Origin of the sequence: Paenibacillus sp. PsM32 (assembly GCF_030433815.1) — a bacterium.
Classification (GTDB): domain Bacteria; phylum Bacillota; class Bacilli; order Paenibacillales; family Paenibacillaceae; genus Saccharibacillus; species Saccharibacillus kyungheensis.
The window spans coordinates 1-17581 of record NZ_JARUWY010000009.1 but is presented as its reverse complement, the minus strand read 5'-3'; the positions used below and the strand labels follow the sequence as shown (position 1 = coordinate 17581).

Annotated in this window: 20 protein-coding genes and 1 other annotated feature; all 20 genes read left to right on the top strand. The window is 39.5% G+C overall.

Annotated features, from left to right (window positions below; translation table 11 throughout):
* Positions 1–1386: a UDP-N-acetylmuramate--L-alanine ligase gene (murC, locus tag QCD85_RS16590; protein WP_274172032.1), complete on the top strand. Its 1386-nt coding sequence runs from the start codon at positions 1–3 to the stop codon at positions 1384–1386.
* Positions 1387–1557: 171 nt separating this feature from the next.
* Positions 1558–1800: a DUF4321 domain-containing protein gene (locus QCD85_RS16585; RefSeq protein WP_273613378.1), complete on the top strand. Its 243-nt coding sequence runs from the start codon at positions 1558–1560 to the stop codon at positions 1798–1800.
* 41 nt (positions 1801–1841) lie between these two features.
* The gene (locus QCD85_RS16580; protein WP_274172033.1) at positions 1842–2444 is read left to right on the top strand and encodes a Maf family protein; all 603 of its coding nucleotides are present in this window, start codon (positions 1842–1844) and stop codon (positions 2442–2444) included.
* 28 nt (positions 2445–2472) lie between these two features.
* A complete protein-coding gene (radC, locus tag QCD85_RS16575) occupies positions 2473–3162 on the top strand; it encodes a RadC family protein (protein WP_204826691.1) in 690 nt (229 codons plus the stop codon).
* Between the two features lie 40 nt (positions 3163–3202).
* Positions 3203–4237 (top strand): rod shape-determining protein, encoded by a 1035-nt coding sequence (locus QCD85_RS16570; protein ID WP_069325512.1) that lies wholly within the window; start codon positions 3203–3205, stop codon positions 4235–4237.
* A gap of 60 nt (positions 4238–4297) precedes the next feature.
* Positions 4298–5170, top strand: a complete 873-nt coding sequence (gene mreC / locus QCD85_RS16565; protein ID WP_273613376.1) for a rod shape-determining protein MreC — start codon at positions 4298–4300, stop codon at positions 5168–5170.
* Positions 5170–5700, top strand: a complete 531-nt coding sequence (mreD, locus tag QCD85_RS16560) for a rod shape-determining protein MreD (RefSeq protein ID WP_273613375.1) — start codon at positions 5170–5172, stop codon at positions 5698–5700. Before mreC ends, mreD begins: the two co-directional genes overlap by 1 nt.
* Positions 5701–5811: 111 nt before the next feature.
* Positions 5812–6486 carry a septum site-determining protein MinC gene (gene minC / locus QCD85_RS16555; protein WP_301263265.1) on the top strand — a complete coding sequence of 225 codons (675 nt, stop codon included), beginning with the start codon at positions 5812–5814 and terminating at the stop codon, positions 6484–6486.
* Between the two features lie 3 nt (positions 6487–6489).
* A complete protein-coding gene (gene minD, locus QCD85_RS16550) occupies positions 6490–7284 on the top strand; it encodes a septum site-determining protein MinD (protein WP_273613373.1) in 795 nt (264 codons plus the stop codon).
* A 6-nt stretch (positions 7285–7290) separates the two neighbouring features.
* Entirely contained in the window at positions 7291–8436 is a 1146-nt protein-coding gene (locus tag QCD85_RS16545; RefSeq protein WP_274172036.1) for an FtsW/RodA/SpoVE family cell cycle protein, read from the top strand.
* 145 nt (positions 8437–8581) lie between these two features.
* The gene (locus tag QCD85_RS16540) at positions 8582–9829 is read left to right on the top strand and encodes an Rne/Rng family ribonuclease (protein ID WP_273613371.1); all 1248 of its coding nucleotides are present in this window, start codon (positions 8582–8584) and stop codon (positions 9827–9829) included.
* Positions 9830–9885: 56 nt separating this feature from the next.
* Positions 9886–9971: a sequence feature (ribosomal protein L21 leader region), on the top strand.
* Positions 9972–9985: 14 nt separating this feature from the next.
* The gene (gene rplU / locus QCD85_RS16535; protein WP_204826684.1) at positions 9986–10297 is read left to right on the top strand and encodes a 50S ribosomal protein L21; all 312 of its coding nucleotides are present in this window, start codon (positions 9986–9988) and stop codon (positions 10295–10297) included.
* A gap of 13 nt (positions 10298–10310) precedes the next feature.
* The gene (locus QCD85_RS16530; RefSeq protein ID WP_301263264.1) at positions 10311–10646 is read left to right on the top strand and encodes a ribosomal-processing cysteine protease Prp; all 336 of its coding nucleotides are present in this window, start codon (positions 10311–10313) and stop codon (positions 10644–10646) included.
* Positions 10647–10662: 16 nt separating this feature from the next.
* Positions 10663–10974: a 50S ribosomal protein L27 gene (gene rpmA, locus QCD85_RS16525; protein WP_069325503.1), complete on the top strand. Its 312-nt coding sequence runs from the start codon at positions 10663–10665 to the stop codon at positions 10972–10974.
* A 179-nt stretch (positions 10975–11153) separates the two neighbouring features.
* Positions 11154–12005, top strand: coding sequence for a Spo0B domain-containing protein (locus QCD85_RS16520; RefSeq protein WP_301263263.1), 852 nt, complete (start codon positions 11154–11156; stop codon positions 12003–12005).
* A 10-nt stretch (positions 12006–12015) separates the two neighbouring features.
* Positions 12016–13326 (top strand): GTPase ObgE, encoded by a 1311-nt coding sequence (gene obgE / locus QCD85_RS16515; RefSeq protein ID WP_273613368.1) that lies wholly within the window; start codon positions 12016–12018, stop codon positions 13324–13326.
* 225 nt (positions 13327–13551) lie between these two features.
* Positions 13552–13989 carry an ACT domain-containing protein gene (locus QCD85_RS16510; protein ID WP_204826679.1) on the top strand — a complete coding sequence of 146 codons (438 nt, stop codon included), beginning with the start codon at positions 13552–13554 and terminating at the stop codon, positions 13987–13989.
* A 111-nt stretch (positions 13990–14100) separates the two neighbouring features.
* Entirely contained in the window at positions 14101–15390 is a 1290-nt protein-coding gene (locus tag QCD85_RS16505; RefSeq protein WP_301263262.1) for a homoserine dehydrogenase, read from the top strand.
* 47 nt (positions 15391–15437) lie between these two features.
* Entirely contained in the window at positions 15438–16433 is a 996-nt protein-coding gene (gene thrB / locus QCD85_RS16500; RefSeq protein ID WP_274172041.1) for a homoserine kinase, read from the top strand.
* Entirely contained in the window at positions 16430–17308 is an 879-nt protein-coding gene (gene pheA / locus QCD85_RS16495) for a prephenate dehydratase (RefSeq protein WP_301263261.1), read from the top strand. Before thrB ends, pheA begins: the two co-directional genes overlap by 4 nt.
* The last annotated feature ends 273 nt before the right edge of the window (positions 17309–17581 follow it).

Sequence of the window (17581 nt, the reverse complement as noted above, 5' to 3'; positions counted from 1 at the left end):
ATGAATAAGACAGAACATGTACATTTTATCGGGATTGGTGGGTACGGTATGAGTGCCATCGCCCGTGTTATGCTTGAAATGGGATACAAAGTAACAGGTTCCGATATGGCAATGAGCGCGTTAGCAGCGAAATTGCAACAAAAAGGAGCAGTCATTCATATAGGTCATGCGACAGAACAAGTTCATGGTGCTGATCTGGTAGTCTATTCTACTGCACTATCTGATGATAATGCGGAATGGGTAGAAGCGAAGCGTCTTGATATTCCAGTGATCCATCGTTCTGAAATGTTAGCAAGATTGCTTAATGAACGTAAAGGTGTAGCTGTAGCGGGTGCTCATGGCAAAACAACCACTTCTTCGATGATTGCACTGGTGATGGAAGAATGTGATACCGATCCAACGTATATTATCGGTGGAGAAATCGTTAATCTGGGTACGAATGCCAAAGCAGGTAAAGGCGACTATGTAGTTGCAGAAGCCGATGAAAGTGACGGTACTTTTTTACAATACCATCCTGCTATCGCTGTAGTAACTAATATTGAAGCCGATCATCTTGAAAATTATGATGGTGACTTTGCTAATCTCAAAGCAGCCTACGTACAATTTTTAAGTCAATTACAAGCGGGTGGTAAAGCTATCGTTTGTGGTGATGATGAAAATATTCGCGAAATTATACCGAATATCGAAGGCACAACGATCACTTATGGTGTAGAAGCGCAAAATGATTATACAGCGACAGACATTCAACCCGGTGACCGTAAAATTTCCTTTACTATGCAATATCAAGGAGCAGATTTGGGTCGGATTGAATTATCTGTGCCAGGACTGCATAATGTATATAATGCGATGGCAACTGTAATTTCATGTTTGGAAGCAGGAATTTCATTTACAGCGATTGCAGCAGCGATTGTTCAATTCCATGGCGCTAAGCGTCGTTTTCAGGTGGTCGGTGATGCTAGAGACATTTTGATCGTCGATGATTATGCTCATCATCCTACTGAAATCGAAGCGACGATTGTTGCAGCTCAAGCAACAGGCAAACGTGTGATTGCTGTTTTCCAACCGCAACGTTATTCACGCACCTTCTTTTTGTTAGATGCTTTTAGTCGTGCTTTTACAGGAGCTGACGAAGTGATTATTGCTGATATCTATTCACCAGCAGGAGAAAAGCAGATTGAAGGTATTAACTCTGCACGTCTGGTTGAACTGATTAAGCAAAATAGTAATGCGGGTGCGCGTTATATCGCACAAAAAGAAGATATTATTGCAGACTTATCTACTCGTATTCAACCCGGCGATCTTGTTATCACTATGGGTGCAGGCGATATATGGAAAGTCGCAGAAGCACTTGCTGCTGATTTGCAAGCCACGGAGAAAATAGAGTAATGTGATAAAAAAGGCTGTCTCCGGACAGTCTTTTTAACTGGAATAATAACAAAATGTTTGCGAAATGAAGGCGATAAGTTACAAAAAATTGTTACTTTCATTTTTGTTTGTATTGATGTGGGAATAAACGTATAATGATGAAGTGTCAAATTAAAGGCAGGAGAAATAAGAATGAAAAAGAATGCAGGTATGCTTATTTTATTTTTATTGCTAGGCTGGTTTATTGGCACATGGGTAGCCACTTTACTTGAACCTGTAGCGATGGTATCTTTTCTCACGCGATCGACAACGATTGATTGGGAGCCTAGCGCTAATTTAGACATGATTCGTTATCATCTCGAGATTCATTTCAAAGTGAGTCTACTTAGTTTGATCGGTATTGTTGCTAGTATTTGGGCATATCGCAAACTGTAAAGAACCAATCTGACTTTTAACACAAAGGAGAGGACCTTTCGATGAACAGAGAATCAACACGCCGTCTCATTTTGGCGTCCGCTTCTCCAAGGAGAAAGGAATTAATGACCTCTTTACAACTGGAATTTGAAGTGTTACCCAGTGATACAGACGAATCGGTGCCTGAAGACTGGTCACCAGAGCAAGTCGTCAAAGAGCTTGCACTGCGCAAAGCTACTGCTGTTCAACATCATTATACAACCGAGGTAGCAGATAGTATTATTATAGGCAGCGATACAATTGTTGTTTTGGATAAACGTATATTTGGTAAGCCTCGTGATCATGATGAAGCTGTAGCGATGTTAGATGCTTTGCAAGGAAGAAGTCATTATGTCTACACAAGTGTAGCTTGTATTGATACTTCTACTGGTGTAACTCGTGTGGAATACCGGCGAACTCTTGTACATATGAAGCCGCTCACCCCTTCCAAAATTCAATCATACGTACTTAGCGGTGAACCTGCTGACAAAGCTGGAGCTTATGCTATTCAAGGTCTAGGTTCGACGTTGATCGATAAAATAGAAGGCTGTTATTTTACAGTCGTCGGATTGCCTGTATCACTTTTGAGCGATATGTTGGAACAATTTGGTGTGCAGATTATTTGAATCTGTCGTGGAGAAGAGGAACATATTAATGGAGGCGCCACAGTACCTTTTACGTGATGTTCCACTGGAAGAAAGACCCCGGGAACGGATGATGAATTACGGTGCAGAGGCGCTTAGTCATGCAGAATTACTAGCGATTTTACTGCGCACAGGCACAAAAGATGAATCGGTTATGCATTTAGCAAACCGAATTATGCGTCAAGTAGGCAGTATCCGGCAACTGGTTGATCTCAGTATTGAAGAATTAACAGAGATCAAAGGAATCGGAACAGCCAAAGCAATCCAGATCAAAGCGGGTATCGAGTTAGGTAGACGTATTACCCGTACTGGTAAAGAAGAAGTCAAAGCTATTCGCAGTCCGCGTGATGCGGCTGATTTATTGATTGAACAATTACGATATCTTCAAAAAGAACATTTTGTATGTCTGTTTCTAAACACGAAGAATCATATTATTTCCCAGGAAACATTGTCGATGGGTAGTTTAAATGCGTCTATTGTTCATCCACGTGAAGTTTTTCGAGCAGCGATCAAATGTAGTAGTGCATCTGTTATTTTTGCACATAATCATCCTAGCGGTGATCCTACACCAAGCCCGGAAGATGTAGCACTAACCAAACGGCTTGTAGATGCAGGCAAAATTATTGGAATTGAAGTACTGGATCACCTTGTGATTGGTGATATGAAATTCGTAAGTTTGAAGGAACAGGGCTTAATGTAATATAATAGTCGAGATTTAGGAAGAAAGGGAGTTAATAGTTATGTTGGGTGGCTTTTCAAAAGATTTAGGGATTGATTTAGGAACAGCAAACACGTTGGTATATGTAAGAGGTAAAGGTATTGTCGTTAGAGAACCGTCGGTTGTGGCGATTCGTACAGATACGAATACAATCGAAGCAGTAGGAGAATCTGCAAAAAAAATGATCGGTCGTACACCTGGAAATATCCGTGCAATTCGTCCGATGAAAGATGGCGTTATTGCTGATTTTGATACAACAGCTACGATGATTAAATATTTTATACGTCAAGCGCAAAAACAACGTTCGATGTTCCCGCAACATCCAAACGTAATGGTTTGTGTACCATCGGGTATTACAGCAGTAGAACAACGCGCTGTTGAAGATGCAACCAAACAAGCTGGTGCGCGTGAAGCTTATACGATTGAAGAGCCTTTTGCAGCAGCAATCGGTGCAGATCTTCCAGTATGGGAACCAACAGGTAGTATGGTTGTTGATATCGGTGGCGGTACAACAGAAGTAGCTGTTATTTCTCTTGGTGGTATCGTAACAAGTCGTTCTGTACGTGTAGCCGGCGATGAAATGGATGAGTCGATTATCCAGTACATCAAACGTCAATACAACTTAATGATTGGTGAACGTACATCGGAACAATTGAAAATGGAAGTGGGTTCTGCAACTCCATTTGAAAAAGTCGAAACGATGGAAATTCGTGGTCGTGACCTTGTAAGTGGTCTACCAAAAACATTAACAATCACTTCAGACGAGATTGCTGAAGCATTGTCAGATACAGTAGCTGCTATTGTAGAAGCTGTAAAAGTAACTTTGGAGAAATGTCCTCCAGAACTTGCAGCAGATATTATGGATCGCGGTATCGTATTAACAGGTGGTGGAGCATTACTTCGCAATCTGGATAAATTACTTGCTGGTGAAACAGGTATGCCTGTAATCGTTGCTGAAAATCCTTTGGATTGTGTAGCAATTGGTACAGGAAAAGCATTGGAGAATATCCACCTGTTCAAATCACGTAGTAGTTCGTCACTTCGTTCAAAACGCTAATTTTCGGCCAGGTATGGTCAACCCCTGCTAGGGAAAGAAAAACCGTTAATTAAGAGGGTGTTGAAACTGTTTAAGCTGCTGGGTAACAAGAAACTGTTTATCCTGCTTGTAGGACTCATTTTATTTATCGCTTTAATGGGATTTACGTTGACGAATCGTACATCTTTGTCCTGGCCTGAGAAGTTCGTCCGTGATACTGTTGGTTTTGTTCAAGGTGTGTTTTACAAGCCCGCTTCTTACATGGCGGGCTTGTTTGAAGATATCGGCAACTTGGACAACCTTTATGAGGAAAACCAACAGTTGAAGCTGACAGCTGCGCAGTATTTACTGCAACAAGCGAGTTATAACAAATTAGTCCAGCTCAATAAAAGCTATAAAGAAGATCTTAAATTTACACAACAGCAACTTGCTCAAAACCAATTTGATCTTCATATTGCAAATGTAACGAGTGTCGATACAGATGCAGATACAGGAACGATTGTGATTGATCTGGGGCAAAATGATGGGGTACGTAAAGATATGCCTGTTATTTCCATAAAAGGTATGGTTGGAATTATTAGTGAGACAAGTCCGTTCCATTCAACAGTGAAGCTGTTAACGACACTTGATCCACTGGATTCTAATTCCAAAGCGATTGCTGCAACTGTAGTAGGTAAAGAAAATGAATCTTTCGGCATGATAGAAAGCTATGATAAAGCAACAGGTATGCTCACAATGACACAAATTAAAGAAAATGATCCGCTCAAAAGAGGCGATGAAATTGTTTCATCCGGTAGTGGTGGATTATTTCCAAGTGGCATGATTATTGGTAAAGTCGTTAGTCGTCAAGTTGGTGATTTTGGATTGACCAATACAGCTACAATTCAACCAGCGGCAGACTTTAAAGACTGGAAAGAAGTATTTGTAGTGTACACCAAGGAGACTCAGGAATAATGGTACGTCGTATCGTATTGCTGTTGTTGTTATTTCTAGTATTTGTCTGTGAATCAACCATTGTGCCATGGCTGATTCCAGATGTATTGCATACTAGATTGATTCCACATTTAGCGTATATTTTAATTTTGTTTGTAACAGTTTATTATCATCGTCATACAGCGCTTGTGCTAGGATTGGTTTTTGGATTATTGCATGATGTTGTATTTTACGGTGATATGATTGGTGCTTATTCGTTCTCTATGGGATTGTCTGCTTATGTATTAGGGCTGCTGTTCCAATCTCCTCGAGCACCATATCCACTAATGATGACAGTGGTATTAATCGGTAGTTTGTTACTGGATAATATGCTGTATGGACTTTATTTGGTATTTGGTTTAACTAGAGAACCTTACAGTTGGGCGTTAGGACATTATATGTTCCCGAATTTGCTGCTTCATTTTATATTTGCTTTGCTGGTGTTTGTACCTGTTCGTCGTCAACTGGAGAAAGTAGCCAAGTTGCGTAAACGGGCTGCCGAAGATGAGTAAACGTATAATATTCCCACATGCAGAGACATTCAGTTCCTGCTTAATTTGCGGATGAAGCAGGAAAATCCCGCGACTAGCACGAACTGATAGTAAGGTGGGGGTGACAGGTGAATGGCTGTAAAATCATCAAGATATGTAACCATCAAAGGAATTAAAGATGGATTGATTTTTCAATTTGATGATCAATGTGAATTTAATGACCTTGTAACAGAGCTGACGTATAAGCTGGAACATAGTCATCAAAATATTTTAACAGGCCCGCTAGTTCATATTGATATGAAATTAGGGAAACGGGAAATTACAGATGAACAAAAAGATACATTGTTAGATATACTTAGTCAAAAAGGAAATCTGATTGTTCGTTCATTTGATTCTCCGCATGAGGAACCTGTAGTAGCACCTTTGCCAGAAAAACATATGGTCAAAACGATCAGTGGTATGATTCGTTCCGGTCAGGTATTTGAGCATGAAGGAACCGTTCTATTTCTAGGCGATGTTAATGCAGGAGGTACGATTATTAGTACAGGTGATATCTATATTTTGGGAGCACTTCGCGGAATGGCTCATGCAGGTATAGATGGTAATGAACAGGCCGTAATCGCTGCTTCTTTTTTCTCACCTACACAGATTCGGATCGCGGATATGATTAGTCGCCCGCCAGATGAAGGTGAAAGTCGAGAATCTCATATGGAATTTGCTTATTTGCAGGACGGAATCATGAAGATTGATAAAATGGCTAATATTGCTCGACTTGGTCGGGATTTCAATGTGTTCAAAGGGGTGTAGTACATGGGAGAGGCTATTGTCGTCACTTCAGGCAAAGGCGGAGTTGGAAAGACAACCACTACTGCTAATATAGGTACCGCGCTCGCGCTTCTTGGTAAGAAAGTCTGTCTAGTCGATACAGATATCGGTTTACGTAATCTGGATGTTGTAATGGGGCTGGAAAACCGGATTATTTATGATCTTTGTGATGTAGCGGATGGTCGTTGCCGTTTAAATCAAGCATTAGTCAAAGATAAACGGTTTGATGAGTTATACATGCTTCCAGCTGCGCAAACAAAAGATAAAAATTCTGTATCGCCAGAACAAGTCAAAGAGATCATTTTAGAGCTCAAAAAAGACTTTGACTATGTAGTGATTGATTGCCCGGCAGGTATAGAGCAAGGATTCAAAAATGCGATTGCAGGTGCGGATCAAGCGATCGTTATGACAACGCCCGAAAATGCTTCTGTTCGAGATGCAGATCGAGTAATCGGATTACTTGAAAATTCACATATTACAGCACCCAAATTGATTGTAAACCGTATTCGTCAAAGTATGGTCAAATCAGGAGATATGCTGGATATTGATGAAGTATTACAAGTGCTGAATATTGATCTTTTAGGTGTTGTACCGGATGATGAAATGGTAATCAAAGCTGCCAATTCAGGGGAACCTACAGTCATGAATCCTGAATCCAAAGCAGCGATTGCTTATCGTAATATTGCTCGTCGTATTTTAGGTGACACAGTTCCTTTGATGCCACTGGATCAAAAGAAAAGTGCATTCACTCGCTTTAAGAAGTTTTTTGGAATGGGTTGATCGATTTTGCTTAACAAGCTAAAAAAGCTAGACTTGGGTATTATTACTTTACTCGTTGTTTTTATGGTGTTTAGCACGTTGATCGTGCGCAGTGCAATTGCTCCTGATCCCAAATTTCAGGGCTATGATACGCGGACGATCATTTTCTATGTCATCGGGTTTATCGTTTTATTTGCAGTCAGCATATTTGATTATCGCATCTTATTACGCAAACACTGGTATTTATATGGCTTAGGTTTACTTTCGCTGTTGTTATTGTATCCGTTTGGTTCAGAGATTAATGGTGCCAAAAGCTGGTATGCTTTTCCAGGAGGGTTACAATTTCAACCTGCCGAAATGGTCAAAATTGTGCTTATCTTAACGATGGCTCATATGTTAAGTAAAAGAGACGGAGATCCTCTTCGATTTCGTTCTGATCTGATACCAACGGCTTTTATTGCATTGGTACCTTTTCTGATTGTATTGATTCAACCCGATTTGGGAAATGCAATTATCTATCTTATTATACTGGTAGGTATGTTGTGGATCGGTAACACCAAATATACCCATGTATTGATTGGATTAACGACAATTGTAGGTGGACTTATATTGGTTGTAGTGATGTTTACTACCTTTAATACACAGATTCATGATTACTTAGAAAGCCATAGTAAGTTGCACTGGTATCAACGTATCAATACATTTATAGATCCAGCCCAGGCTTCAGATGATGATAAGCATCAATCTAGTTATGCATTGATTGCTGTAGGATCAGGCGGTTTGCTAGGCGACGGTTATATGAATGGACAATTAAAAAATAATAAATTTGTACCTTATCCGTATTCAGATTCTATCTTTGTCGTTATTGGTGAAGAATTTGGGTTTATCGGCGCATCAATATTATTACTTTTGTATTTCTTACTCATCTATAGGATGATTTTGATTGCATTGCAGTGTTATGATCGGCGCGGTTCATATATTATTATCGGAATTGTCAGCATGTTCGTATTTCAGATTTTTGAAAATGTGGGTATGATGATTGGTCTGATGCCTATTACAGGAATCACGTTACCATTTATTAGCTACGGCGGTACTTCATTGCTTTTGAATATGTTTAGTATCGGGCTTGTCCTTAGTATTAAGATTTATCAAGAAAAATACGAATTAGAATAGCCGGTACCGGAAGGTGCCGGTTTTTTGTTAACACTATAGTGATGATGAAACTTTTTACTTACAGATAACGTCTAGACATCAAGGGAACGTATAAGGTTCGTTAGATAAATAGTAGCCTTGATGAGAGATAGAGGTGGAACATATAGTGAAGCAAATGATTGTAAACTGTGGTGTCAAAGATACACGTATGGTACTGCTTGATAATAGTAAATTAGTTGAATTTGCTTCAGAACAATCATCAGGTAGCGGAATTGCTGGAAGTTTTTATAAAGGAAAAGTGATGAATGTTCTGCCGGGGATGCAAGCTGCATTTGTAGATATCGGTCAGAAGAAAAATGCTTTTCTATATATTGATGATGTTTTGCATGCTCATTTAGATAAACAACCGAAAGTCAAACCAAGTATTGCTGATCTATTAAAACCCGGTCAAGAAATACTAGTACAGGTGACCAAAGAACCTTATGCTAACAAAGGGGCACGTATTACCACTCATTATTCATTGCCAGGGCGATGGATTGTCTATATGCCGGAAGCTGACTATATTGCTGTATCCAAAAAGATCAGTACCGATGGAGAGCGGGCACGATTACGTCAATTGGGTTCACATCTGAAGCAAGGTGAAGAAGGGCTTATTTTACGTACTGTAGCTGAAGGAGAAAATGACGAAGCCATTACAAATGATCTGAATACACTAAGACAACACTGGCAACATATTCGTGAATCTTTTGTTCAGAAATCGGCTCCAGCAGAATTACATCGTGATCTAGGGATGGTGGAACGATTAATTCGTGATGTATTTAATCCATTACAAGATCAATTGATTATTGATAACCAAGAGCGAGCTACTTCTGCTATTCAATTTCTGCAAACCTTACTTCCTGCTGGAGTACAACCACCGGTATCTATTTATACGGAAAAAGAACCTTTATTCCATGCAATGAATATACACGAACAATTGCATCGTGATTTTCAACGTAAAGTATGGTTGCAAAGTGGCGGTTATATTGTATGGGATCAGACAGAAGCTTTTACGGTGATTGATGTAAATACAGGTAAATTTACAGGCGGAATCACACTGGAAGATACAGTAACGCAGACTAATCTTCAAGCAGCTTCAGAAATTGCACGATTGCTTCGGCTACGGGATACCGGTGGAATCATTATTGTAGATTTTATAGATATGGATAATGAAGCTAATCGCCGATCAGTAGTAGAAGCTTTGGAGCAGATTTTACAAAGAGATCGAACCAAAACTCATATTGTTGGATGGACACGATTAGGACTTTTAGAATTAACTCGTAAAAAAGTTCGCGAAGAAACAGGTGGCTTTTCATATGAGACCTGTACCGTGTGTCAGGGAACCGGTAAAATAGCATCATGGATAAAAGATTGATTTCTTAAAATGGCTGTGATAGAATAGTCAAGTATGTGTCTGGTTCATAAGCTTTTCACATGCTGTAACCGCTCCGATGGGGTCACAAGCTTATACGTTGTATAACGTATGACACCTGCATTAGGCGAGTCTGAGACATGAGGAGGTGCAATTCAAATGTACGCAATTATCGAAACAGGTGGTAAACAATACAAAGTTCAAGAGGGCGACGTATTGTTCATTGAAAAGTTGGACGCTAATGATGGCGACAGCGTAACTTTCGACCGTGTTCTAGCAGTATCTAAAGAAGATGGTTTGGTAACTGGTTTACCGTTGGTAGAAGGTGCTTCTGTAACAGCGACTGTCGAGAAACACGGCAAAGGAGCTAAGGTTGTAGTTTACAAATACAAACCTAAGAAGAACTATCACGTGAAACAAGGTCATCGTCAACCATATACAAAAGTAACTATCGGAAAAATCCAGGCATAAGAAGGTGCGGTAATTGATTATCGTGCGAATCGAACGTAGACCAGATGGTACGATTGATGGTTTTTCATCCCGAGGACATGCCGGTTATGCCGATCCTGGTGAAGATATTGTCTGTGCTGCTGTTTCCGCTATAACAATCGGAACAGTGAACTCAGTTGAAGCTTTAACAGGAGTAGTTATGAAATCAAGAATGAAAGACGGGTTTCTAAGTGCGCGTTTACCGAAGCTTTCGGAAAATGCAAATATGGAACAGATTCAACTGTTACTTGAATCTATGCAGGTTATTCTTATTGGAATTGAAGATGAATATGATAAGTATATAAAAATAAAGCAAGTCACAATCTCGTAAGAAGGAGGTAGACCACATGTTAAAAATTAATTTGCAGTTATTCGCATCGAAAAAAGGTGTAGGTTCCACAAAAAACGGACGTGATTCTCACTCCAAACGTTTGGGAGCAAAACGTGCTGATGGACAATTCGTAACTGGTGGTAATATTTTGTTCCGTCAACGCGGTACAAAAATTCACCCAGGAACTAATGTAGGCATCGGTAAAGACGATACACTATTTGCAAAAGTGGACGGCGTTGTTAAATTCGAACGTTGGGGCCGCGACCGTAAAAAAGTGAGCGTCTACCCGGTTGACGTTGCACCAGTAGCAGCAGCAATCGAAAATTAATCATAAACCTGATAGGTTAGATTAGATAAGCCTCCGGTACTTGATGTGCCGGGGGCTTATTATATTTGCATATAAGTTGGACGTTAACGTAATTTTTAGTATAATAATGTCATAAAATTCTGCGCTATATGTTATACTTGTTCTTGGTTAAAAAGCCATTGAAAGAATGGAGAGAAACCATGAAGCAATCCAATCAAGTACCCACGCTTTTACTTATTTCTATTATCATCCCATTAATTATTGCTTATTGGACGCAATCTTGGATTGCTTACATTGTACTCGGCATCTGGATTGTTGCAACCTATGCAAAAGGTGTACAATATACACGTCGTTTTTATGAAAAGCGTGAGCAAGTGCAACTTGGAGAATACCATAACGGACAATCCAAAATGGCTGTGAAAAAGAAACAGTATCAAGCAGAACATCAAAAACAACGTGCAGTCATTGACCAAGCTCATACAAAATTAGATGAAGTTTATGCAGTAGCAGTTGATGCTTTAAGCCATCATCGGCATGACTGGATGAATGAACTCCAATTATTGTACGGTTATGTTCAATTAGGCAAACGTGATAAGCAAGTCGAATGTGTTGAAAGAATTAAAGAGCAAATGCTAGCAGAGAGTCGCGTTTCCAAACTGGGTATTCATTCCCTTGTTTTTTATTTACAATCTTTTAAAGCGGTGAATCGTTCGATTCAATTAGAAGTTGAATTAAATGACGGAATCACGCTTGCAGATCGATTGGGAACGGAACAGAGTGAGGAATTGACCCGAGTCATCAAAGAGACGGTCTCTGCATATGAGCAATTTGGTGGATCGTCCTGGGGTGAGTGCCCCACACTATTTCTGATGGTGAGCGAATATGAAGGAGCAGTTCATTTTATATTTGAGCCAGAAGAAGAGTATCCTAATCCTGATGGAGTATGGGAAGCTATTGATTTGATTGTTCAAGACACCCAGATCACAGCAACTCGAACGGAAGAAGATCCTGCCTCCATTTCTCTGCAAGTGTTAGTGGATTCTAAAAATTAGAGGTGTAATCATGTTTGTAGATAAAGCGAAGATTTATGTAAAAGGCGGTGACGGTGGAGATGGTATTATCTCTTTCCGTCGTGAAAAATATGTACCTAATGGCGGCCCGGCAGGTGGCGACGGTGGACGTGGTGGAGATGTCATTTTTCGTGTAGATGAAGGTTTGCGAACATTGATGGATTTCCGGTACCAACGTCATTTCAAAGGCGAACGTGGCGTTAAAGGTCGTAACAAAAGTCAGCATGGTGCGAATGCAGAACATACGATTGTTCGTATTCCTCCAGGTACAGTGATTTTGAATGATGATACAGGCGAAGTGATCGCAGATTTGACCCGTCATGGTCAAGAGATTGTTATTGCTAAAGGTGGGCGTGGTGGACGTGGTAACGTTCGTTTTGCTACAGCAGCGAATACAGCTCCTCAAATCGCTGAAAATGGTGAAGAAGGACAAGAACGTTATATCGTACTTGAACTTAAAGTAATGGCTGATGTAGGGTTAGTTGGCTTTCCAAGTGTAGGTAAATCTACACTGTTATCTGTAGTATCTGCTGCTCAGCCCAAAATTGGCGCATACCATTTTACAACAATCACTCCGAACTTGGGTGTAGTTGATGTAGGAGATGGACGCAGTTTTGTGATGGCTGATCTACCTGGATTGATTGAAGGTGCACATGAAGGCATAGGGCTTGGACATGAATTTTTACGTCATGTTGAACGTACACGTGTAATTATTCATGTGGTAGATATGTCCGGTTCAGAAGGACGCGATCCATTTGAGGACTGGCAGAAAATCAACGAAGAATTAAAACTATATAATGCAGAACTTGAAAATCGTCTACAAATTATTGCAGCTAATAAAATGGACGATCCACAAGCTCAAGAAAACTTAGAAGAATTCTCTAAAAAAGTACGCGAAGTTCGTTCAGATATTGAAATTCTTCCTATTTCTGCGTTGACTCGTGATGGTATTCAAGAAATGCTTTACAAAACAGTCGATATGCTTGATAAATTACCAGATGCAGTAGCGGTAGAAGAAGTAGAACAAATTGCTGAACGTAAAGTATACACATTAGAAAAGAAAGAAGACGATGGCTTTATTATTCGTCGCGAGAACGATACTTTTGTTGTGGAAAGTGCCAAAATTGAGAACATGATGAAACGGATGCAATTGAATTCTCATGATGCTATTCTCAAATTAGGACGTACACTTCGTCATATGGGTGTAGATAGCGAACTTCGTCAACGTGGTGCGAAAGATGGCACATTAGTACGTATCGGTGAGCTTGAATTTGAATTTGTTGAAGGTAGTAGTTACTTCTAAGCGCAATCTATATCACTATCAAAAACCGGACATGGATCATCATGTTCGGTTTTTTTGTTATGATTTTAGAAGAAAGCTAATCGTTTTTCCCTATAAAATAGGTAAGGAAATAATATTAAAAAAGTTGTGCAAAATGACCTTTCTTCGTAATATAGTTGCCTAACACGAATGGTTACTTTATAATGTCCACTATACGAATACATGAGTCTTTGAGGAGAGGACGTTGTGAAAGAGCGCTATTATTTAGTTCGAGAAGATATTTTACCAGAAGCAGTGATCAAAACGATGCGTGTGAAAGAACTGCTTGCTGCTGGAGAAACTCGGACGATTAACGAAGCAGTCGAAAAAGTTGGTTTAAGCCGGAGTGCTTTTTATAAATACAAAGATGGGATTCATCCTCTTAACCGTTTGGAAAAAGATCAGATTATTACGATCTCATTTGATTTAGAACATCGTTCCGGTATTTTGTCTCATGTACTGGGTCTGATGGCAGAGTACGGTGGAAATGTATTAACGATTCATCAAAGTATTCCTCTTCAAGGTCGAGCGAATGTGGTACTCTCTGTAGAGATTTCTCGCTTAACAGAAGATTTGGAAACGATGGTAGAAGCAATGGAAAATGTTCCGGGTGTCAAACAAATTCGGATTACCGGTCAAGGATAATCTTATCAGTGAATCTACTTTAATCTAGAAGCAATATAGGATAAGCTACAATAAAATAAATATCCTATAATAAAAGCTTGCTAATGAATAGTTCCAGGAGGGAAACAACATATGAAACCAGTAAAAGTAGGATTGCTTGGACTCGGTACAGTAGGTACAGGAGTTGTGCGTATCGTAGAAGGAAATCAAGAAGATCTAAGCAGTCAGGTAGGATCGCCTATTCTGATTGGTAAAGTAGCTGTAAAAAATATAGACAAGCTACGCAATATCGAAATTGATCCGTCCAAACTTACAGAAGATCCATGGGAAGTTATTCGTGATCCTGAGATTGATGTCATTGTAGAAGTGATGGGTGGCATTGAACAGACCAAAGAATATATATTAGAAGCTTTAAATCTTGGCAAACATATCGTAACAGCTAATAAAGATTTAATGGCACTGCATGGCTCAGAGATTTTAGCCAAAGCTCAAGAAAAGCAATGCGATGTTTTCTATGAAGCTAGTGTGGCAGGTGGTATACCTATTATTCGTACATTAATCGAAGGATTCTCTTCTGATCGTATTATCAAAATCATGGGTATCGTTAATGGAACAACCAACTATATTTTAACCAAAATGAGTCAAGAAGGAGCTTCCTATGAAGATGTGCTTAAAGAAGCGCAAGAATTAGGGTATGCAGAATCTGATCCTACAGGTGATGTAGAAGGATTGGATGCTGCACGCAAAATGGCTATTCTCGGTACACTCGGATTCCGTACAAATGTAGATTTGAGTGACGTAAGTGTCAAAGGTATCTCTTCGGTAACCAAAGACGATATTACGTATGCCAAAAATTTGGGTTATGAAATGAAGCTAATCGGTATCGCCGATCGCCAAGATGAACATATTACAATCAGTGTGCAACCAACAATGATTAAGCAGTCTCATCCGATCGCTTCTGTAAATGGTGTATTTAATGCTGTAGTAGTACATGGTGAATCTGTAGGGGAAACGATGTTCTATGGAGCAGGCGCAGGAGAATTACCAACAGCCACATCCATCGTAGCTGATCTTATCGCTGTAATCAAAAATCTTAAATTAGGCGTAAATGGACTCAAAGCGATTGTTCCTTATAAGACGAAGAAATTACAAAGCGATGAACAAATCTTTTATAAAAACTTTATTCTGCTGCATGTAGATGATAAAGCAGGGGTACTCGCTCGAATTACACAGATTTTTGCAGAATATGATGTAAGTTTAGCTTCTGTTGTTCAACAACCTAATGAACATAATCCAGATGCAGAGATTATTATCATCACTCACAAAGCAAGCAAAGCCAATATGGACAAAGTACTTAAACATTTTGAACAGTTGGATGTTATTCAACGAATCAAAAGTGTATATCGTGTAGAAGATATTTAATTGACTACCGATTCGTGGAATACATTTGAAGTAAGGAGTCATAGATTATGATAGAGCAAGACACTAAACAAGAACATTGGCAGAACCATACAGTACGTGTAGCTGTACCAGCAAGTACTGCTAACTTAGGGCCGGGATTTGATACATTAGGAATGGCGGTTAATCTATATTCTTGGATCGAGATGAAAGTGTCTACCGAGACCAAAATTACTTTACTAGGTGATGAGCTTTATGGTATTCCGACAGACAAAAGCAATCTGATCTACAAAATGGCACAATTGGTTTTTCAAAAAGCACAAGTAACTATCCCGGACTTAGAAATCACAATGTACTCTGATATTCCACTTACGCGTGGCTTAGGAAGTAGTGCATCAGCGTTTGTTGGTGGACTATGTGCGGCTAACGCTTTAATCGGTTTTCCTTTAACAGACAAAGATATTCTGAATATATCAACTTCTATCGAAAAGCACCCTGATAATGTAGCGGCTTCCTTATATGGAGGGATAGTCGTAGCGACATGGGATGGGCAAGAAGCTAACTGTATTCAGATTACTCCACCAGAAGATTTGGAAACATTAGTTGTTATTCCAGAATTTCAACTATCCACTTCCAAAGCTCGTGAAGTATTACCGACTGGGTTATCTGTAGCAGATGCGATATTTAATATTAGTCGTAGCTCCTTATTAGTAGCTGCATTATCATTAGGCAAACTAGACATGATCAAAACAGGGATGCAAGATCGACTGCATCAACCGTATCGTGCGTCGCTTGTACCTGGTATGCAGCAGATACTGGAGCAAGCTACAGAGCAAGGAGCATTAGGTATAGCGCTTAGTGGAGCAGGCCCTACAATGATCGCTTTTGTAGATCGTCATTCAGTGCAAAAAGAACAACTGGAGCAATATCTGGTAGATACAATGAAAGATCAAGGAATCAATGCACAGGCAATGTGGCTCAAGCCTGTAACTGAAGGTGTAATATACTATGATGATATAGAATCTCATTCATTCATGGATGTAATTAAAGGAGAAGTACGTTTATGATTCGTATAGCTGCTTTACCCTCTGGATCTGTTTCACATGAAGCACTTTTGCATCTACTAGGAGATCAGGAAATCGAGATCTCTCATCATAAGCTTATCGCAGATGTATTTCTTTCAACTGCTGAAGGGAAAACCGACTACAGCGTTATTCCGATTGAAAATACAATCGAAGGTTCTGTAAGTCTTCATATGGATTGGCTTGTACATGAAGTCGATATTCCAATGCAAGCAGAATGGGTGTATCCATCTATTCAGAATTTGATTGGTAATCGTGCTGAATTCAGCAATGAAAAAAATGAACTTGATTATAGTGGAGTGCAGAAAGTATTATCACACCCTGTAGCAATGGCACAGTGTCTTCATTTTATTCGAAAAGAAATGCCTCATGCAGAACTAGAGCATGTAGGCAGTACAGCAGAAGCAGTAGAGATGGTTAGCAAAAATGCAGGTAAAGGTTGGACTGCTATCGGCACTTCGTTGGGAGCACTTCGATATAATCTTGATATACTAGCCGATCGAGTGACAGACCATGATAACAACTACACACGATTTGTTTTGATAGGACAACAACCTGTTCATATTGGGCGAGCAGCAGATCATACCAAAACAAGTATATTAGTCACGCTATCAGAAGACTTTGCAGGAGCACTCCATCAGGTACTAGCTACGTTCTCCTGGAGAAAGTTAAATCTATCACGCATTGAATCTCGTCCAACTAAGAAGAAGTTAGGAAGCTACTATTTCTATTTGGATGTACTAGCGCCTCAAGATTCAATTTTATTAACAGCAGCGATAGAGGAAATTATAGCTCTAGGTTGTCAGGTGAGAGTACTAGGTTCGTATCCTTGCTTTGAATACAACCTCGTATCCAAGTAGTATAGTTAATCTAAATGAATAGCATACCTTAGGGTATAGATATACCTTTGAGGTATGCTATTTTAACTTTTAAAAATAAATCCAAAATAATGCTTGCTAAATAAATTCAACCATGATATATTATAAAAGTTGTCACGAACGAACGACAACACACGCAAAACATCATACGAAAACAACTTGAAAAAACACTTCAAAAAAAGTGCTTGCCAAGTGGTTGGAAACATGATATGATATAAAAGTTGTCACCGAGAAACACTGACAACGAAAAACGAA

What these genes read in the sequence shown, in the direction of transcription:
- murC (WP_274172032.1), top strand. Translation starts at nt 1, where the DNA reads ATGAATAAGACAGAACATGTACATTTTATCGGGATTGGTGGGTACGGT.
- QCD85_RS16585 (WP_273613378.1), top strand. Translation starts at nt 1,558, where the DNA reads ATGAAAAAGAATGCAGGTATGCTTATTTTATTTTTATTGCTAGGCTGG.
- QCD85_RS16580 (WP_274172033.1), top strand. Translation starts at nt 1,842, where the DNA reads ATGAACAGAGAATCAACACGCCGTCTCATTTTGGCGTCCGCTTCTCCA.
- radC (WP_204826691.1), top strand. Translation starts at nt 2,473, where the DNA reads ATGGAGGCGCCACAGTACCTTTTACGTGATGTTCCACTGGAAGAAAGA.
- QCD85_RS16570 (WP_069325512.1), top strand. Translation starts at nt 3,203, where the DNA reads ATGTTGGGTGGCTTTTCAAAAGATTTAGGGATTGATTTAGGAACAGCA.
- mreD (WP_273613375.1), top strand. Translation starts at nt 5,170, where the DNA reads ATGGTACGTCGTATCGTATTGCTGTTGTTGTTATTTCTAGTATTTGTC.
- minC (WP_301263265.1), top strand. Translation starts at nt 5,812, where the DNA reads ATGGCTGTAAAATCATCAAGATATGTAACCATCAAAGGAATTAAAGAT.
- minD (WP_273613373.1), top strand. Translation starts at nt 6,490, where the DNA reads ATGGGAGAGGCTATTGTCGTCACTTCAGGCAAAGGCGGAGTTGGAAAG.
- rplU (WP_204826684.1), top strand. Translation starts at nt 9,986, where the DNA reads ATGTACGCAATTATCGAAACAGGTGGTAAACAATACAAAGTTCAAGAG.
- rpmA (WP_069325503.1), top strand. Translation starts at nt 10,663, where the DNA reads ATGTTAAAAATTAATTTGCAGTTATTCGCATCGAAAAAAGGTGTAGGT.
- QCD85_RS16520 (WP_301263263.1), top strand. Translation starts at nt 11,154, where the DNA reads ATGAAGCAATCCAATCAAGTACCCACGCTTTTACTTATTTCTATTATC.
- obgE (WP_273613368.1), top strand. Translation starts at nt 12,016, where the DNA reads ATGTTTGTAGATAAAGCGAAGATTTATGTAAAAGGCGGTGACGGTGGA.
- QCD85_RS16505 (WP_301263262.1), top strand. Translation starts at nt 14,101, where the DNA reads ATGAAACCAGTAAAAGTAGGATTGCTTGGACTCGGTACAGTAGGTACA.
- thrB (WP_274172041.1), top strand. Translation starts at nt 15,438, where the DNA reads ATGATAGAGCAAGACACTAAACAAGAACATTGGCAGAACCATACAGTA.
- pheA (WP_301263261.1), top strand. Translation starts at nt 16,430, where the DNA reads ATGATTCGTATAGCTGCTTTACCCTCTGGATCTGTTTCACATGAAGCA.